Below are 15,700 nucleotides of genomic sequence, written 5' to 3'. Positions count from 1 at the left end.
GCAATGATGAGTAGCATCGCATCATCAAGCATTGTCATCTTTGTGCTCCTCATGTTCTATTGTGATTTTTACAAATGCCACTACCATAAAAATAACGGCTATTATAAGTATCATTGCCATAATCAGCTCATAATTTTTAAAGGGTACATCCATGACTCTTCTCCTTTAGCTGTCCGCATGCTGCACTGATGTCAAGCCCCTTTGATTCGCGAATTGTACATAGAACTCCATGATCGAGGAGGTATTTTTGAAAAGCCTCAACATCTTTTGGCTGGGGTCTTTGGAAAGGGCTTCCTGGATAAGGGTTAAAATAGATGAGATTGACTTTTGCTTTGATACCGTGTAGAAGTTTTACAAGTTTTTTGGCTGATTTTAAATCGTCGTTGAGATCCTTTATCATCAAGTACTCAAACATCACTCTCTTTCTTTGATCAATTGGAAACTCTTTGACAGCTTCTATGACACTCTCTATATTATAGGCTTTGTTAATTGGCATCAGTTTTTGTCTAAGTTCATCATCTACCGCATGCAGACTTATTGCCAGAAGGACTCCCAGATTCATGTCTCCCAGTTTTTTGATTTTTGGAGCAAGACCGCTTGTGGAGATTGTCTGGCGCCGCGGACTGATGCTCATTCCATGCTCATCACTAAAAATTTTTACAGCTTTTGCTACATTCTCAAGATTATCGAGGGGCTCTCCCATTCCCATATAGACAATATTGACTCTTCTGTTTGCCGGAATATCATTATCCTCTCGGATGGTGAGCACCTGTCCGACTATCTCACCAGGGGAGAGATTTCTTACAAATCCACCTTTGGCAGTGAGACAAAACTCACACCCTACTTTGCATCCTACCTGGCTTGATACGCAGACAGTGTAGCGAGCCTCTTTGATGATATTACCCTCTTCATCTATTTCCTCTTTTTTCATAGGAAGCAGGACGCTTTCGACAGTGTGTCCATCATGTAAGCCCAAAAGATATTTTTTACTTCCATCTTTACTGATTTCTACATTTAAAATTTTGGGAGGAGTAATTGTAAATGTTTCTTTGAGCTTTTGACGCATCGATTTTGGAAGATTGCTCATCTCCTCAAAATCTTTTGCCCTTTTTTGGTAGATCCATTGAAAGATCTGGTTGGCTCTAAATTTTGGAGTTACCTCAAGTTGAAGCTCCTCTTTTGTAAGATCTAAAATGTTTTTTTTCATATTTGAAACTTCTCCTTCACAAAACCTTCCAATTTTTCCATCCCTTGGCGAATGTTTTTTTGATACATCTCATGGGCATTCTCATCACAGTAATTGGTTACAACAAATATTCCTGCAGCCGGAATTTCAAACTCTTTTGCCACTTGCAAGAGAGAAAAAAACTCCATATTCTCCAAGCCGATTCCAGCTTTTTGAAAATATTGCCAGGTAGATTTGTCTGTAGTAATATAGTTTGAGGAGTTGACAATTGTTTCATGTGAAACATTCATACCTTCGCTTACTACTACGTTATCGATTGGAGTATAGGATTTTTTTTGCCAAAAAGAGAGCTCTATTTGTGATGCTCCCCTGCTTTGTACAATATCAAAAATTTCATATTGCCCATAACATCCTGCAGAGCCTATAAAAAGTAAAAACTCCGGCTTATCAAAAAGGGTAAGACGAGTAAGGTTGATAGCAGATTCTATAAGACCTACTCCTATGGGATAAGCAAAAGAAAAAAGTTCTGTTTTACCTGCGCACACTATCATAGTCGAACTGGTATCCCTTCATTTTGTAGATAGTGCTTTAACTCCATGATATCTATCTCTTTAAAGTGAAAGATGCTTGCAGCCAAGGCTGCATCTGCATGCCCTTTTGTAAAAGCGTCTTTGATATGTTCCATCGTTCCTGCTCCCCCGCTGGCAATGACCGGTATTTCAACAGCATCACTGATAGCACGAGTCAGTTCAAGATCATATCCGGCTTTTGTGCCGTCTGCATCCATGCTGGTAAGCAGTATCTCGCCAGCTCCTCTATCATATACCTCTTTTGCCCATTCGATTGCATCTTTTCCACTATCGTTTCTACCACCAGCAGTAAAGACATGCCAACTATCCCCTACTCTTTTTGCATCGATTGCCACTACAATGCACTGGCTTCCAAATCTCTTTGCTGCTTCATTGACAAAGTCAGGATTTTTTACAGCAGCTGAATTGATACTAACCTTATCGCATCCTACTGCAAGGAGATTATAGATATCTTGAAGCTCACGTATCCCACCACCTACAGTGAGTGGAATAAAAACCTCTTTTGCCACCTCTTCTACGATATGTACAATTGTATCGCGCTCTTCATAGGTTGCTGTAATATCGAGAAATGTAATCTCATCTGCCCCCTCTTCGTTGTAGCGTTTAGCTACTTCTACAGGATCTCCTGCATCTTTGAGGCCCACGAAATTCACTCCCTTTACAACACGCCCTTTATCAACATCGAGGCAAGGGATGATACGTTTTGCAAAGTACTCTTGCATCGTTTGTATACCTTCTTAAGTTTTTCTATATTATACTATGTTTATGACAATGCAGCAGTTTCAAAAGATTTTAAAGTTCCTACATATCGAATACGAAAAGTGGGATGCTCCTGCAAAGAGATTTGCAAAAGAGTGCAAATACAAACGAACACCTTATACAATATTGATAGCAACAGTTCTGAGTTTTCGCACAAAGGACGAAGTTACTTTTGCAGCTGCACACAGACTCTTCGCACTGGCAGATAAACCGAAAGATATGTTGAATGTTTCACGTGAAACAATAGAGAAAACAATCTATCCTGTAGGATTTTATAGACAAAAAGCAAAGAGTATTCATCACATTTCACAAGAGTTGGTAGAAAAGTTTGGAGGAGATGTTCCCGATACTCTTGAAGAGCTTACAAGTATCAAAGGAGTTGGACCCAAAACTGCCAAAATTGTGTTAGAACAAGCCTTTGAGAAGCCTTATGTAGCAGTAGATACCCATGTACATCGTATCTGTAATATATGGGGGCTTATTGAGACAAAGAGTCCAGAGGAGAGTGATAGAGTGCTTGAAGAGATAGTAAGTGATGAAGAGAAAAGGGGCCTCAATAAACTTCTCGTAGCCTTTGGACAAACCGTTTGTAAACCCCAAAAACCAGATTGCAAGAGGTGTCCATTGCAAGAAACGTTAAAAAATTTTGGAATACAATGCAAGGTATAATTGTTTTTTGAACTGGTAATGATTTAATTCACTCAAAAAAGTGCAAATTTTTTTAATATTACAAAAACTATAAAATGCAAACAGCTGCCTGCCCTACGAGTTAAGTGCACTTTTTTAGCTAAAATTTACAACTATTTTGTTTTTTAGCCACTCTCTTTGGGTTTAATTGCATAAGTTCAAACACATATGGCACTCCGAGAGGGAGAGTGAGGAGTGCAAATCAAATACACGTTGCCAGGGCTCAAAGGATATAAAAGATTAGAGAGGATATACTACAATTCGCTTATGATAAGCGAAGAGGCAAAAAGAAGAAAAAAGATATTGGAGTTTTGGGAAAAATATGGACTAGCAGCAACAACTGAAGCTTTTGGAGTAAGCAGAAGAACACTCTTTCGATGGAAAAAGAGTTTAAATGATGCAGATGGCGATATAAAAGCCTTAAATCCAAAATCACGCAAACCAAAAAGAGTAAGAGAGTCAAAAGTACCAAGAGAAGTTATTAATGAGATAAAGAGATTAAGAAAAGAGTATCCCAATATCGGCAAAGCAAAACTCTACCACCTGCTTAAACCTTTTTGTGAAGAAAAAGAACTTAAAACTCCCTCGGAATCCACAATAGGAAGAATAATCGCAAAAGCACCAGATACAATGAGACTTTTTCCCTACCGCATCGATACAAAAGGAAAAGTGAAACCAAAAAAGAAGACACAAAAAAACAGAAAACCAAAAAACCTCAAATCCAAACCATTTGAACTGTGGGCAGTCGATACCATCCAAATAGTATCAAACGGTATAAAACGATATATCCTTACTATGATTGACCCACTCACACGTATTGCATTCGCAGTGGCGATTCCATCCAAAAGAGCAAGACATACTGCATATGCTCTTGAAGCTTTAATTGATGGAATAACTTCCATCAAACAAAAACGTAAACTTGCAATTCTTTCAGATAATGGCAGTGAATTTAAAAAAGAGTTTGATGCTCTGCTTGAACAAAAAGGCTTTACACACTACTGGACATATCCAAGGAGCCCTAAAATGAATGCACACAATGAAAGATTCAATAGAACAATTCAAGAACAATTTATTCAATACTATGAAGATTTACTCTTTACAGATTTGGATGAATTCAATAAAAAATTAGCAAAATGGCTCATCGATTACAATACCAAAATACCACACTCTTCTCTTAATTTTAAATCTCCGGTACAATACCTTCTTGAAAATCATTATGAGTGCCATATGTATTGGACTTATACATTAATTTGACATATTTATATAAACGCGCTATATTTAATCCATTCTTTATCAAGAATAGGATAGAATCTTTGAAAATTGCAGCGAAAAAGAAGTTTGGCCAAAATTTCTTAAAAGATGAAGTGGTTTTATACAAAATCATCGAATCGATGCCCAAAACAGAAAATGTAATTGTAGAAATTGGGCCTGGATTAGGTGATTTAACAAAAAAGCTATTAGCACAGCAAAGAGATGTGATAGCTTTTGAGATCGATGAAGGTCTATGTCGTCTTCTTGAAAAAGAGTTTCATGAAGAGATAGAAGCAAAGAGACTGAGGCTTGTTTGTGGAGACGTCATAGATCATTGGAAGCAAAATCTTGTGGATAAAGATTATGACCTTGTCGCTAATCTGCCCTACTATGTAGCTACCAATATTGTGCTACGTGCACTGCAAGATGAACGGTGCAAAAATATATTGGTCATGCTACAAAAAGAAGTTGCTGACAAGTTTTGCGCAAAAGAGGGAGAGAAAGAGTTCTCATCTTTGGCCGTTTTGGCACAAAGTGTTGGTCAAGTAAAGAGAGTGTGTGTTGTCAAACCACAATCATTCTCCCCTGCGCCAAAAGTGGACTCAGCGGTTTTGTTGATACAAAAGAGAGCTAATCTAGATGATAAGCATTTCATGCAGTTTTTAAAAGCTGCATTTGCACAACCGCGTAAAACCCTTTTGAAAAATTTATCCAGACTCTATCCCAAAGAGCAGTTAGAGCAGATTTTTGCTACACTTGGGATTGCTTCCAATATTCGACCTCATGAAGCTAGCACATCTATCTATCACCAGATTTTTGGAATGTTAAAGGAGAAGATAGATGGAGCAAAAGCAGTCCCAACAACCACAACAGCAACAAAATAGAAATCAACAAAAAAATGCTCAAAGACGAAGCGGCCATAGTGGTGGCGTATATAAAGATATAAAAAAAGCGATAGCTGCAAACGAGCGGATGCAGCAATCGCGTCTTACACCTCGCATTAATACAAAATCAAATGGAAAGGTGCGCATAACACCTCTTGGTGGTCTTGGGGAAATCGGTGGTAATATCACTGTATTTGAGACAGAAAAGAGTGCGATTATTATTGATGTAGGGATGAGCTTCCCCACTGAAGATATGCATGGCGTGGATATTTTGATACCTGATTTTAGCTATTTACACGAGATTAAACACAAAATTCATGGAATTGTTATCACCCATGCCCATGAGGATCATATTGGTGCAGTGCCCTACCTTTTTAAAGAGATGCAGTTTCCTATATATGGTACACCTCTACCTCTTGGAATGATAGGGAATAAGTTTGATGAGCATGGGATGCGAAACTATAAGAGCTATTTTCGCTATGTTGAAAAGAGAAAGCCGATTAAGATAGGTGATTTTGAAGTTGAGTGGATGCATATGACCCACTCTATTATCGATGCTTCATCTTTGGCTATTACTACAGAAGCTGGAACTATTATCCATACAGGAGATTTCAAAATCGATCATACTCCTATAGATGGATATCCAGCAGATCTGCATAGATTAGCGTACTACGGAGAAAGAGGTGTTTTGCTTCTTCTTTCAGATTCAACGAACTCTCATAATCCTGGTATCACCAAGTCTGAAGCAAGTGTAGGCCCTACTTTCGATCTGCTCTTTTCAAGAGCTAAAGGACGGGTTTTGATGAGTACCTTCTCATCCAATATTCACCGGGTATACCAAGCGATCGAGCATGGAATAAAATATAATCGTAAAGTCTGTATTATCGGACGCTCTATGGAAAAGAACCTCGATATCACAATGGAACTCGGGTATGTGAAATTGCCGCAAAATATTTTTATTGAACCGCATGAGATAGGCAAATATAGAGATGATGAGATCTTGATTGTAACAACTGGCAGTCAGGGCGAAGCGATGAGTGCTCTTTACCGCATGGCAACAAACGAACACCGCCATGTAAAAATTAAACCCACCGATACAATTATACTCTCAGCTAAAGCGATTCCGGGAAATGAGCGAAGTGTTTCAAGTCTTATTAACTTTATACAAAAGTGTGGAGCAACAGTAGCTTACCAAGATTTTAGTGAAATTCACGTCTCAGGTCATGCTGCGCAAGAGGAGCAAAAACTGATGATTCGCCTCACAAAACCAAAATTCTTCCTCCCTGTGCATGGCGAATATAACCATTTAATGAAACACAAAGATACAGCAATGAAATGCGGTATCCCCGAGCGAAATATCTATCTCATGAGCGATGGGGATCAGATTGAAGTAACGCCAAAATATATGAAAAAGGTGCGATCTGTTCGTACAGGAAAAGCCTATATTGATAATCAGCTTAATGAGGAGATTGAGAGTGATGTAGTGATCGATAGACAGAAGATGGCTACTGAAGGTATAGTTATTATCGTGGCACAAATCTCTAAAGATACGAAAAAATTTATTAGCAAACCAAAAGTAAGCAGCTTCGGGCTTGTTGCAGATAAAAAAGATAAAGAGTTTGAGCAAGAAATAAGTGGGCTTCTTGAGCAGTTTTTGACAAATAAGCCAGAACTCGTGGAGACACCGAAAAAGTTAGAGAACGATTTTAGACAGGTGGTGCGCAAACATATTTTTAGAAAATATAAAAAATACCCAACTATCGTGCCAACTATTTTTATTATGTAGGAATAAGGATGGATTTTAGTCAAATAGCAAAAGAGGTGCTAGAGATTGAGTCACAAGCTTTGCAAGCTTCCAAAAAGCGCATCGGGAAAAATATCAATGAAGCAGTGGAGCTTATCTATAACCTTAAAGGTAAACTTATTGTCACAGGTGTAGGAAAAAGTGGATTAGTTGGAAGCAAAATGGCTGCTACATTTGCTTCCACAGGGACACCAAGCTTTTTTATCCACCCTACCGAAGCGCTCCATGGGGATCTTGGTATGATAGGCAAAGAGGATGGCGTTTTAGCCATTAGTTATAGTGGTGAGAGTGAAGAGCTTATCAAGATTCTTCCTCATATCAAACGTTTTAATATCCCCCTCATTGGTATGAGCAGCGATCCTGAATCTACTTTAGGACGTTATAGCGATGTATTTATATCGATTGCGGTAGAGCGTGAAGCCTGTCCATTGCAGGCTGCTCCTACAGCCTCTACTACTTTAACAATGGCACTGGGGGATGCACTAGCAGTATGTCTGATGAAAAAGCGTGATTTCAAAGTAAGCGATTTTGCCTCTTTTCATCCTGGAGGCTCTCTTGGTAAAAGGCTTTTTGTCAAAGTAAAAGATCTCATGCGTACAAAAAATCTCCCTATTATTGATGAAGAGACAAAGCTTAAAGATGCAATTGTTACAATGAGCGAAGGAAAACTAGGTAATGTTCTTATTACGGACAAAAAGGGAAAGCTTAAAGCTGTTTTAAGTGATGGGGATCTAAGAAGAGCACTTATGCAGGAGGGTTTTGATCTAGAAAGGGCTGCAATAGCATATGCAACGCTACAACCAAAAACGATAGAGGATGAGAGTATGCTTGCAAGTGAAGCACTCAAAGTTATAGAAAATTACAAGATCCAGATGCTTGTTATCGCTAAAAATAATCAGATCAAAGGTGTTTTACATATCCACGATCTCGTAGAGGCTGGAATAAAATGAGACTCAATAAATATATCTCCCATAATACAACCTACTCCAGAAGAGAAGCAGATAAATTGATTCAAGATGGACTGGTCAAAGTCAATCGCCAAATAGTTAAAGAGCCCTATTATGATGTGCAAGAGGGCGATAAGGTCTTTGTAAAAGGCAAACTCATCAAGCCAAAGGTAGACTACACGGTCATTGTATACAATAAGCCAAAAGGCGAGCTTGTTACCAAAAAGGATGATAGAGGAAGAAAAACGATCTATGATTCTTTGCCTAAAAAGTTTTTTCATTTTATTCCTATTGGAAGACTTGATTTTGCAAGTGAAGGGCTACTACTTCTTACCGATTCTCCAAAGATTGCTGGGGCTCTTATGGAGAGCGATATTCCAAGAGTATATAATGTTAAAATCAAGGGTGAAGTGACACCAAAAATGGAAGAGGCAATGCGAGAGGGTTTGGAGCTGGAAGATGCAACAGCCGGCGCTCATGAAAAAAGCAGTATCACTTCAATGCGATTTGCGCCTTTTTTTGCATACAGGATTGATAAAAATGCCCCAACTTTTAGCAAACTCAAAGTTGCTTTGATTGAAGGGAAAAATAGGGAAATTAGACGATTTTTTGCCCATTTTGGTAAAGATGTGGTAGACTTAAAGAGAGTAGAATATGGTTGGATAAAACTCAATGCCTTGCCTACAGGAAAAACGAGATATTTAAGCAAAAAAGAGTATGAAAAACTTCGAGAATTTTTAAAGGAAGTAGATGAGAAGAATAGAGATAAGCACTAACCACAAGAGTGAAATGATAGAAATAACGGAGATTGTGAAAGAGGAAGTGATTAAAAGTGGTGTTACAAATGGTAGCTGCATTGTCTATTCTCCACATACTACCACGGGGATTTTACTTTTTGAAAATGTGGATCCAGAATTACAGCGAGATTTTTTGGCACATATGAGCCGTTTAGTGCCTAAAAGCGATCGCTATGCGCACGGAGAGAATGCAGATGCGCATCTTAAATCAGCTCTTACGGGCAACAGCGTCGCTATTCCTGTAGTGGATGCAAAGTTGATGTTAGGAAAATGGCAAGGAATCTATTTTTGTGAGTATGATGGGCCACGGGAAGTAAGAGAGTTTTTTGTCAAAGTGGTCAATGGATAGAGAGTTTCGCCCCCAAAGTCTTGAAGAGTTTATTGGACAGCGCCATTTAGTAGGCAAAGATGCCCCTTTTTATAAACTCATCCAAGCAAATGCCATCCCCCACTCCTTCTTTTATGGTCCTCCCGGGACTGGTAAGACGACGCTTGCACGTATTGTTGCATCTATGCTTGATAGAGATTTTTATGAACTCAATGCTACGAGTCTCAAAATAGATGAGATACGCAAAATAGTAGCACGTTACAAAGATACACTCCTCCAGCCTCTCATCTTCATCGATGAGGTCCATAGACTTTCCCGTACCCAGCAAGAGGTGTTGTTGCCAATAATGGAAAAAGAGGAGGCTTTAATAATAGGCGCAAGCACTGAAAATCCTTTTTTCTCACTTACTGCTGCGATTAGGTCGCGATCTTTTCTCTTTGAGTTTAAGCCTTTGAGTGATGAAGAGCTAGGAGAGCTTAGCCAAAAAGTTGTACAAAAACTCTCCCTCACACTTGATGAAGATGCAAGAGAGTATCTTATTCGCATAGCTCAAGGAGATGCGAGAAATATTATAAAGATATTGCAAGCTGCATCTATTATAAACAGACATATAACAAAAGAGATTCTTAGTAAACTTGTACCAGCGAGTTTTCATGAAGGCAGCAGTAGTGCTGAAACACACTATACTTTGGCTAGTGCTCTTATTAAGAGTATTCGCGGTAGTGACATAGATGCAGCGCTCTACTATCTTGCAAGACTCATTGCAGCTGCAGAGCCGCCAGAGTTTATTGCAAGGCGTCTTGTGATTTTGGCAAGTGAAGATATAGGTAATGCAAATCCAAACGCTTTAAATCTTGCAGTCTCTACACTTACTGCAGTGAAAAATATCGGCTATCCTGAAGCAAGGATAATTTTAAGCCAGTGTGTTACATATCTAGCAAGCTCCCCAAAATCTAATGCTGCATATAGTGCAATCAATAAAGCACTTGAAGTCGCACAAAATGACAACTCCCCTATTCCAGCACATCTCAAACCTCCAAAATTTCAAGGCTACAAGTATCCCCATCATTATGGTGGCTATGTAGAGCAAGAGTATATGAGTAAGAAGATGCAATTTTATCAAAGTAGTGGAATAGGATTTGAAAAGAAGTTGCAAGAATGGTTAGAGAAAATTAAAGGAAAAAAGCAATAGTTTATCTATTAATATATCAATATATCTTGATATAAATAGTTCTATTGGTTATAATCTCTTTGCAAAAGGATAAGAAATGGAAGCTATGGAGGATTTTTTACGCACAGTTGGTGCTTTGTATGATGAGACGAGAGTAAAGCTTCTCAAATTCATTGACATGCATGGGCCTTTGTGTGTATGCGACCTTGAAGCCTCTTTTGGAATGTTGCAATCTCGCCTCTCACGCCACCTGAAAATCCTCAAAGATGCTGGATTTTTGCACAGCCAAAGGAAGGGACGCTGGAGCTACTATGCAGTGCGCAGGCCACTTGATCGCTTTAGAAGTGAGGCTCTTGAAGAAATAAGAGTTCTGCCGTTAGAGCTGCCAAAATTAGAAAAACTCTCAGGAGAATGTAAATTATGAAAAGGGTGTTAATTCTTTGTACAGGTAATAGCTGCAGATCTATTATCGCAGAAGGACTTGTCAATAAGTATCTCAAACCTCAAGGAATAGAGGCTTTGAGCGCTGGCAGCAATCCTAGTGGCCGTATCAATCCCCATGCCAAAAAGGTTTTGCAAGAAGAGGGAGCTTGGGATGAGAGGTATCATTCAAAGAGTATTGAAGAGGTGATGGAATATGCACCTTTTGACTTGGTCGTGACTGTGTGTGATAATGCAAAAGAGAGTTGTCCCGTGTTTCCTGGAGAGACAAAAACGATTCATGAAGGATTTGCAGATCCTGATGGAAAACCTTATGAAGCCTTTGTGGCTACAAAAGAGGAGATAAAAAGAAGACTTCTTCCAAGAATAGAAAAAGAGTTAAAAGGAGCGTAAATGAAAATAGATATTTTAGGAACAGGGTGTGCGAAGTGCAGGGCACTCGAGGAGAATGTAAAAAAAGCGGTTGCGCAAAGTGGCAAATTTGCTCAGGTAGAAAAGGTTGAAGATATAACAAAGATCATGGAGTATGGTGTCATGAGTACGCCAGGGCTTGTGATTGATGGGAAGGTGGTGAGTGTAGGAAAAGTGCTCAGTGTAGATGAGATTGTAAAGCTGCTAGGCTAACATGTGGCGCGAAATCGTAGATCATTTTGTCTATAAAACTCTTGGACTGAGTGGCAAGATTGCTGATGTACTCGATTTTTTTATCTATGATACAGTTAAAATCTTTACACTTTTAGTAGTTATTATCTTTGTTGTTACGCTGCTGCGTAGCTTTTTTCCAACTGAAAAGGTGCGAGAATATCTCAGCCGTAAGCATCCCCTCTTTGGCCATGTAGCAGCAGCTGTTTTTGGCATAATCACACCGTTTTGTAGCTGTAGTGCTATTCCTCTTTTTTTAGGATTTTTGCAAGCACGCATCCCTCTTGGTGTTACTTTTAGCTATCTTATTTCAGCTCCTATGAATAATGAGATAGCTATTGCAATGTTGCTTACGCTTTTTGGCTGGAAAGTAACAGCGCTCTATATTGGATTTGGCCTGTTGGTAGCGATAGTTGCAGGGATTATTATTGGAAAAATGGATCTTGAAGATGAGATACTCATCAAGGTACAACCTCTTGATAAAGAGGTGCCAAGCTGTGCTATTGAACTAACCATGCGCGATCGTTTACATGATGCATGGGAGTATACAAAAGATATTATCAAAAAAGTATGGCTCTATGTGATTGGGGGGATTGCAGTTGGTGCATTTATTCATGGATATGTTCCTACTGATTTTATAGTAAAAGTAGCAGGAAGTGATGCTTGGTATGCAGTGCCTTTAGCCACGTTTCTAGGCGTGCCTATGTACTCAAATGCGGCAGGTGTTATGCCACTCATTGAGGTTTTGACAGATAAGGGAATGCCTATGGGAACGGCACTTGCTTTTATGATGGCAATTACAGCTTTGAGCCTGCCTGAGGCGATGATTTTAAAGAGAATTCTCTCTTGGAAGCTCATTATCATATTTTTTTCAACAGTAGCGGTTGGTATTATGGCTGTAGGGTATCTCTTTAATTGGATCTTGGGATGATAGTTGCTTTGACTATTTTTCTCGTTACGCTAGTTTTGGTTATATGGCAGCCTAAAGGCTTGCAAATTGGAACAAGTGCTGTTTTAGGAGCAGTTGCTGCTTTGCTCTTTGGCGTAGTTTCATTGCAAGATGTCTTGGAAGTGACTTCCATAGTTTGGGATGCAACGCTGGCATTTATTGGAATTATACTTCTATCAATGGTACTTGATGAGATAGGTTTTTTTGAGTGGGCAGCAGTGAAGATGACAAAGTTAAGTTATGGCAGTGGAACTTTGATGTTTATCAATACGCTTTTACTTGGAGCATTTGTTGCTGCATTTTTTGCCAATGATGGAGCTGCTCTTATCTTAACACCTATTTTACTAGCAAAAATGCGCTATTTACAGATGGATAACAGAGCAATATTCGCATTTTTAATGGCAGGTGGCTTTATTGGCGATAGCGCGTCCAATCCTTTGGTAATCTCTAATCTTACAAATATTGTTACGGCTGACTATTTTCATATAGGGTTTGTAGAGTATATGCAAAAGATGTTTTTGCCAAATCTTTTAGCAATTATTGCATCTATTGCAGTTCTTTGGCTCTTTTTTAGAAAAGCTATTCCAAAGAGGGTCGATATCTCAATTTTGCCTGAAGCGCAAAGTGTTATAAAACATAAAAAGATGTTTCGGATTAGCTGGATCTTTTTGGGATTGCTACTTGCAGGATATTTTATAGGTGATATATATCATATTCCTATCTCCTTTTTTGCCTTGGGAGGTGCACTGCTTTTTTTGATTATTGCTGCAAAATACAGAGCTACAAAACCGTTGATGACAATAAAGGCCGCTCCTTGGCAAGTTGTTTGGTTTTCTATTGGGTTATATGTGGTGGTTTTTGGTTTGAAAAATGCAGGGCTAACGGACGAGATTGCAGAGTGGATTATTGCGTTGAAGCAGCATGGAAGAGAAGTTGCAACCATTGGGACAGGATTTTTGTCTGCATTTTTAAGTGCAGTGATGAATAATATGCCAACTATCATGGTTATGGATCTTGCAATAGATAAAACAGGTGATACATTTTTGGCTTATGCTAACATTTTGGGAGCAAATCTAGGGCCAAAAATGACACCTATTGGCTCTCTTGCTACGCTCCTTTGGCTTCATGTATTGGCAAAAAAAGGAGTAAAAATTGGTTGGGGAGAGTATATGAAAGTAGGATTAATTATCACTCCTCCAGTCCTATTTATCGCACTTCTTGGGCTTTTATAAGCCCTTCTTTGTTATTCGGCTACAATCTTGACAAAATATATAGACTTTATTGACATTGGTGCCGCTTTTGTGTAAACTTCTTCAAAAAAGGTCTACTATGAAAAAGCTACTCCTTTTTGCCCCTTTGGCTCTGTTTGCTACAGTTGGAGATAATTTAGTAGGTGCAGGAGCAAAATCGCGAGGTGTTGCAGGTGCAGGAATAGCTGCATATCAAGGTGGTGAGTCGATTTTTATCAATCCATCCCTCCTCTCTTTTACAAAAAAGAGCAATTTTGAAATAGGTACAACTTTTTTTATGCCACAAGTACATGCAAATGCATATAAGAGCAAAGCCGATTTTGAACTGATACCCTATGTGGGATATACCAAAAGTTTAGATCAAGAGAGTGCTTTTGGTGTAGGGGTGTTTGGTGTTAGTGGTATGGGTGTGGATTATCCAGTTCCTTCACTTGCATATATGAAGACAAAATTTGCCTATGCAAAACTGATTGGAGCATACGCGAAAAGATGGGGAAGATTTGGCATAGGAGTTGGAGTAAACTTCTCATATGGTGCACTCCGTATGGCTGCACATATGCCAAGCCAGCTTGGTGATAGAATGAGTAGAGACATTGGAATAGGAGCAAATGTAGGGATCTATTATGATTGGGAGAGTGTGACCTTTGCAGCAACAGCCACCTCCTCTGTTCCTATGAAGTATAAACGTGTATTTGATTTTGATCGTTATGGTGAACAAGAGGATTTTCATCTTACTCAACCTGCAGAGGTGGGTATAGGTATCGCTTATCATAGCAATGGATGGCGGTTTATGGGGGATTTCAAAAGAGTTTTTTGGTCCCACGCGAGAGGATATGAGGATTTTAACTGGAAGAGTCAAAATGTATATACATTTGGGATCCAAAAGAGTTTTGGAAAATCTACGTTGCGAGCAGGATATAGCTATGCTACGAAGGCTATGAATGGATTTACAAGTAAAAATATTGAAGGTGTGCCTTTTCGGGCTCAAGATATAGCATTTTTTAATCTTGTTGGTTTTCCAGCAATTACCAAAAGACATGTAAGTATTGGGATGACAATGGATCTTCAGCCCTATAAACTCCATTTGGCATATCTTTATGCTCCAAAAGAGCATATTGCAAGCGGTCCCATAGAAGCTTTTAATCGTCAAAGTTCAATCAGTATAGGGATAGAGTATGGCTTCTAGTTGCCCTATCTCATCTGAAAGAGTTGATGCAAATGCTATACGGCTAAGTGCACTCTTTATGTTTTTTTTGCTTCTATGGGGATATGTTTCAGTGCTAGCTCTTTTAGTCATCATTATGGAGCTAGCAATACGTGTATTTATGGGTTCATTGTATGCTCCTCTTTTTGTTGTAGCCAAAAAAATTTTAAAATTTTTTAAAATAGATGAGGTAAAGGAGGATGCAGCTGCGAAAAAATTTGCTGCTAGGGTAGGTTTGATTCTTATGATTTTTTTACTTCTAGCAAAACTCATGGGATGGGAAATGGTATGGGAAATGTTCTATGGTATTATGGCAGTCTGCATCGCTTTAGAAGCTTTTTTTCATTATTGTGTAGGATGTACACTTTATAATTACTATGTACGAGGAGTGCGATTATGCCGAAAATAACCACAAAGAGTGTCTATGCTTTGGCAGCTGTCTACTTTCTATACTCCCATATGCATAAGCTTCCGATGAAAATTGAGAGTATTGCAGAGGGTGCACATATCCCAAAAAATTTTTTAGAGCAGCTGCTTTTGCTCCTAAAAAAAAGCGGTATACTCAAAAGTATTCGTGGTGCGCGAGGAGGATACACTTTTGCTAAAGATGTACAGGAGATTCTTTTTTTAGATATTGTCAAGGCTGTGGAGAGTGAATGCTGCAGTGATGTGTGCAAGACGCACAATCCAGTATTGGATCTTTTTTGGAAAGATTTAGGAGCATGTATACAAGATTTTTTACAAAGACCAATTAGTGATCTAGATACCTATATTAAAAAAACGCAAGAGGCTTCTTTGTTTATAATTTAA

Annotated in this window: 20 protein-coding genes; 16 read left to right on the top strand and 4 right to left on the bottom strand. The window is 38.8% G+C overall.

Translation table 11 applies throughout. From position 1 onward, the window contains the following. Nucleotides 1–24: 24 nt before the first annotated feature. The 4 genes from NITER_RS08375 to hisF are packed head-to-tail and all read right to left on the bottom strand — an operon-like array spanning nucleotide 25 to nucleotide 2,498. Nucleotides 25–153 (bottom strand): hypothetical protein, encoded by a 129-nt coding sequence (locus tag NITER_RS08375; protein ID WP_255322335.1) that lies wholly within the window; start codon nucleotides 151–153, stop codon nucleotides 25–27. After that, on the bottom strand, nucleotides 137–1,207 hold the full coding sequence (gene rlmN / locus NITER_RS08370) for a dual-specificity RNA methyltransferase RlmN (protein WP_084274987.1): 1,071 nt from the start codon (nucleotides 1,205–1,207) through the stop codon (nucleotides 137–139). The genes NITER_RS08375 and rlmN overlap by 17 nt, the downstream gene beginning before the upstream one ends. Next, nucleotides 1,204–1,737, bottom strand: a complete 534-nt coding sequence (locus NITER_RS08365; protein WP_084274988.1) for a phosphorylase family protein — start codon at nucleotides 1,735–1,737, stop codon at nucleotides 1,204–1,206. Before NITER_RS08365 ends, rlmN begins: the two co-directional genes overlap by 4 nt. After that, complete coding sequence (gene hisF, locus NITER_RS08360) at nucleotides 1,734–2,498, bottom strand: imidazole glycerol phosphate synthase subunit HisF (RefSeq protein ID WP_084274989.1); 765 nt, start codon at nucleotides 2,496–2,498, stop codon at nucleotides 1,734–1,736. Before hisF ends, NITER_RS08365 begins: the two co-directional genes overlap by 4 nt. A 49-nt stretch (nucleotides 2,499–2,547) precedes the next feature. Here hisF and NITER_RS08355 point away from each other — a divergent pair, with 49 nt between their 5' ends. The 16 genes from NITER_RS08355 to NITER_RS08280 all read left to right on the top strand — a co-directional run bounded on the left by NITER_RS08355 (nucleotide 2,548) and on the right by NITER_RS08280 (nucleotide 15,700). Beyond that, entirely contained in the window at nucleotides 2,548–3,204 is a 657-nt protein-coding gene (locus NITER_RS08355) for an endonuclease III domain-containing protein (RefSeq protein ID WP_281847662.1), read from the top strand. Nucleotides 3,205–3,417: 213 nt separating this feature from the next. After that, nucleotides 3,418–4,476, top strand: a complete 1,059-nt coding sequence (locus NITER_RS08350) for an integrase core domain-containing protein (RefSeq protein WP_281847661.1) — start codon at nucleotides 3,418–3,420, stop codon at nucleotides 4,474–4,476. 59 nt (nucleotides 4,477–4,535) lie between these two features. Beyond that, nucleotides 4,536–5,357, top strand: a complete 822-nt coding sequence (gene rsmA / locus NITER_RS08345) for a 16S rRNA (adenine(1518)-N(6)/adenine(1519)-N(6))-dimethyltransferase RsmA (RefSeq protein ID WP_231988924.1) — start codon at nucleotides 4,536–4,538, stop codon at nucleotides 5,355–5,357. After that, the gene (locus tag NITER_RS08340; RefSeq protein WP_084274992.1) at nucleotides 5,314–7,143 is read left to right on the top strand and encodes a ribonuclease J; all 1,830 of its coding nucleotides are present in this window, start codon (nucleotides 5,314–5,316) and stop codon (nucleotides 7,141–7,143) included. The genes rsmA and NITER_RS08340 overlap by 44 nt, the downstream gene beginning before the upstream one ends. Before the next feature lie 8 nt (nucleotides 7,144–7,151). Next, a complete protein-coding gene (locus tag NITER_RS08335; protein WP_084274993.1) occupies nucleotides 7,152–8,111 on the top strand; it encodes a KpsF/GutQ family sugar-phosphate isomerase in 960 nt (319 codons plus the stop codon). Beyond that, the gene (locus NITER_RS08330) at nucleotides 8,108–8,884 is read left to right on the top strand and encodes a pseudouridine synthase (RefSeq protein WP_084274994.1); all 777 of its coding nucleotides are present in this window, start codon (nucleotides 8,108–8,110) and stop codon (nucleotides 8,882–8,884) included. The genes NITER_RS08335 and NITER_RS08330 overlap by 4 nt, the downstream gene beginning before the upstream one ends. Beyond that, complete coding sequence (locus tag NITER_RS08325; RefSeq protein WP_084274995.1) at nucleotides 8,859–9,254, top strand: secondary thiamine-phosphate synthase enzyme YjbQ; 396 nt, start codon at nucleotides 8,859–8,861, stop codon at nucleotides 9,252–9,254. The genes NITER_RS08330 and NITER_RS08325 overlap by 26 nt, the downstream gene beginning before the upstream one ends. Continuing rightward, a complete protein-coding gene (locus tag NITER_RS08320) occupies nucleotides 9,247–10,425 on the top strand; it encodes a replication-associated recombination protein A (protein ID WP_084274996.1) in 1,179 nt (392 codons plus the stop codon). The genes NITER_RS08325 and NITER_RS08320 overlap by 8 nt, the downstream gene beginning before the upstream one ends. Before the next feature lie 85 nt (nucleotides 10,426–10,510). After that, a complete protein-coding gene (locus NITER_RS08315; RefSeq protein ID WP_084276556.1) occupies nucleotides 10,511–10,828 on the top strand; it encodes a metalloregulator ArsR/SmtB family transcription factor in 318 nt (105 codons plus the stop codon). Continuing rightward, nucleotides 10,825–11,238, top strand: coding sequence for an arsenate reductase ArsC (locus tag NITER_RS08310; protein ID WP_197685277.1), 414 nt, complete (start codon nucleotides 10,825–10,827; stop codon nucleotides 11,236–11,238). Before NITER_RS08315 ends, NITER_RS08310 begins: the two co-directional genes overlap by 4 nt. Next, nucleotides 11,239–11,469, top strand: a complete 231-nt coding sequence (locus tag NITER_RS08305; RefSeq protein ID WP_084274998.1) for a thioredoxin family protein — start codon at nucleotides 11,239–11,241, stop codon at nucleotides 11,467–11,469. It abuts the gene before it with no gap. A gap of 1 nt (nucleotide 11,470) precedes the next feature. After that, the gene (locus tag NITER_RS08300) at nucleotides 11,471–12,418 is read left to right on the top strand and encodes a permease (protein ID WP_084274999.1); all 948 of its coding nucleotides are present in this window, start codon (nucleotides 11,471–11,473) and stop codon (nucleotides 12,416–12,418) included. After that, nucleotides 12,415–13,668: an arsenic transporter gene (locus NITER_RS08295; RefSeq protein ID WP_084275000.1), complete on the top strand. Its 1,254-nt coding sequence runs from the start codon at nucleotides 12,415–12,417 to the stop codon at nucleotides 13,666–13,668. Before NITER_RS08300 ends, NITER_RS08295 begins: the two co-directional genes overlap by 4 nt. A gap of 97 nt (nucleotides 13,669–13,765) precedes the next feature. After that, a complete protein-coding gene (locus NITER_RS08290; RefSeq protein WP_084275001.1) occupies nucleotides 13,766–14,872 on the top strand; it encodes an OmpP1/FadL family transporter in 1,107 nt (368 codons plus the stop codon). After that, the gene (locus NITER_RS08285) at nucleotides 14,862–15,299 is read left to right on the top strand and encodes a DUF4395 domain-containing protein (RefSeq protein ID WP_084275002.1); all 438 of its coding nucleotides are present in this window, start codon (nucleotides 14,862–14,864) and stop codon (nucleotides 15,297–15,299) included. Before NITER_RS08290 ends, NITER_RS08285 begins: the two co-directional genes overlap by 11 nt. Beyond that, entirely contained in the window at nucleotides 15,287–15,700 is a 414-nt protein-coding gene (locus NITER_RS08280; RefSeq protein ID WP_084275003.1) for an Rrf2 family transcriptional regulator, read from the top strand. The genes NITER_RS08285 and NITER_RS08280 overlap by 13 nt, the downstream gene beginning before the upstream one ends.

The sequence above is a fragment of the Nitratiruptor tergarcus DSM 16512 genome, assembly GCF_027946175.1.
Classification (GTDB): domain Bacteria; phylum Campylobacterota; class Campylobacteria; order Campylobacterales; family Nitratiruptoraceae; genus Nitratiruptor; species Nitratiruptor tergarcus.
Note: the sequence above shows the minus strand (reverse complement) of the source record. Positions and strands in the feature narration are given on the sequence as shown.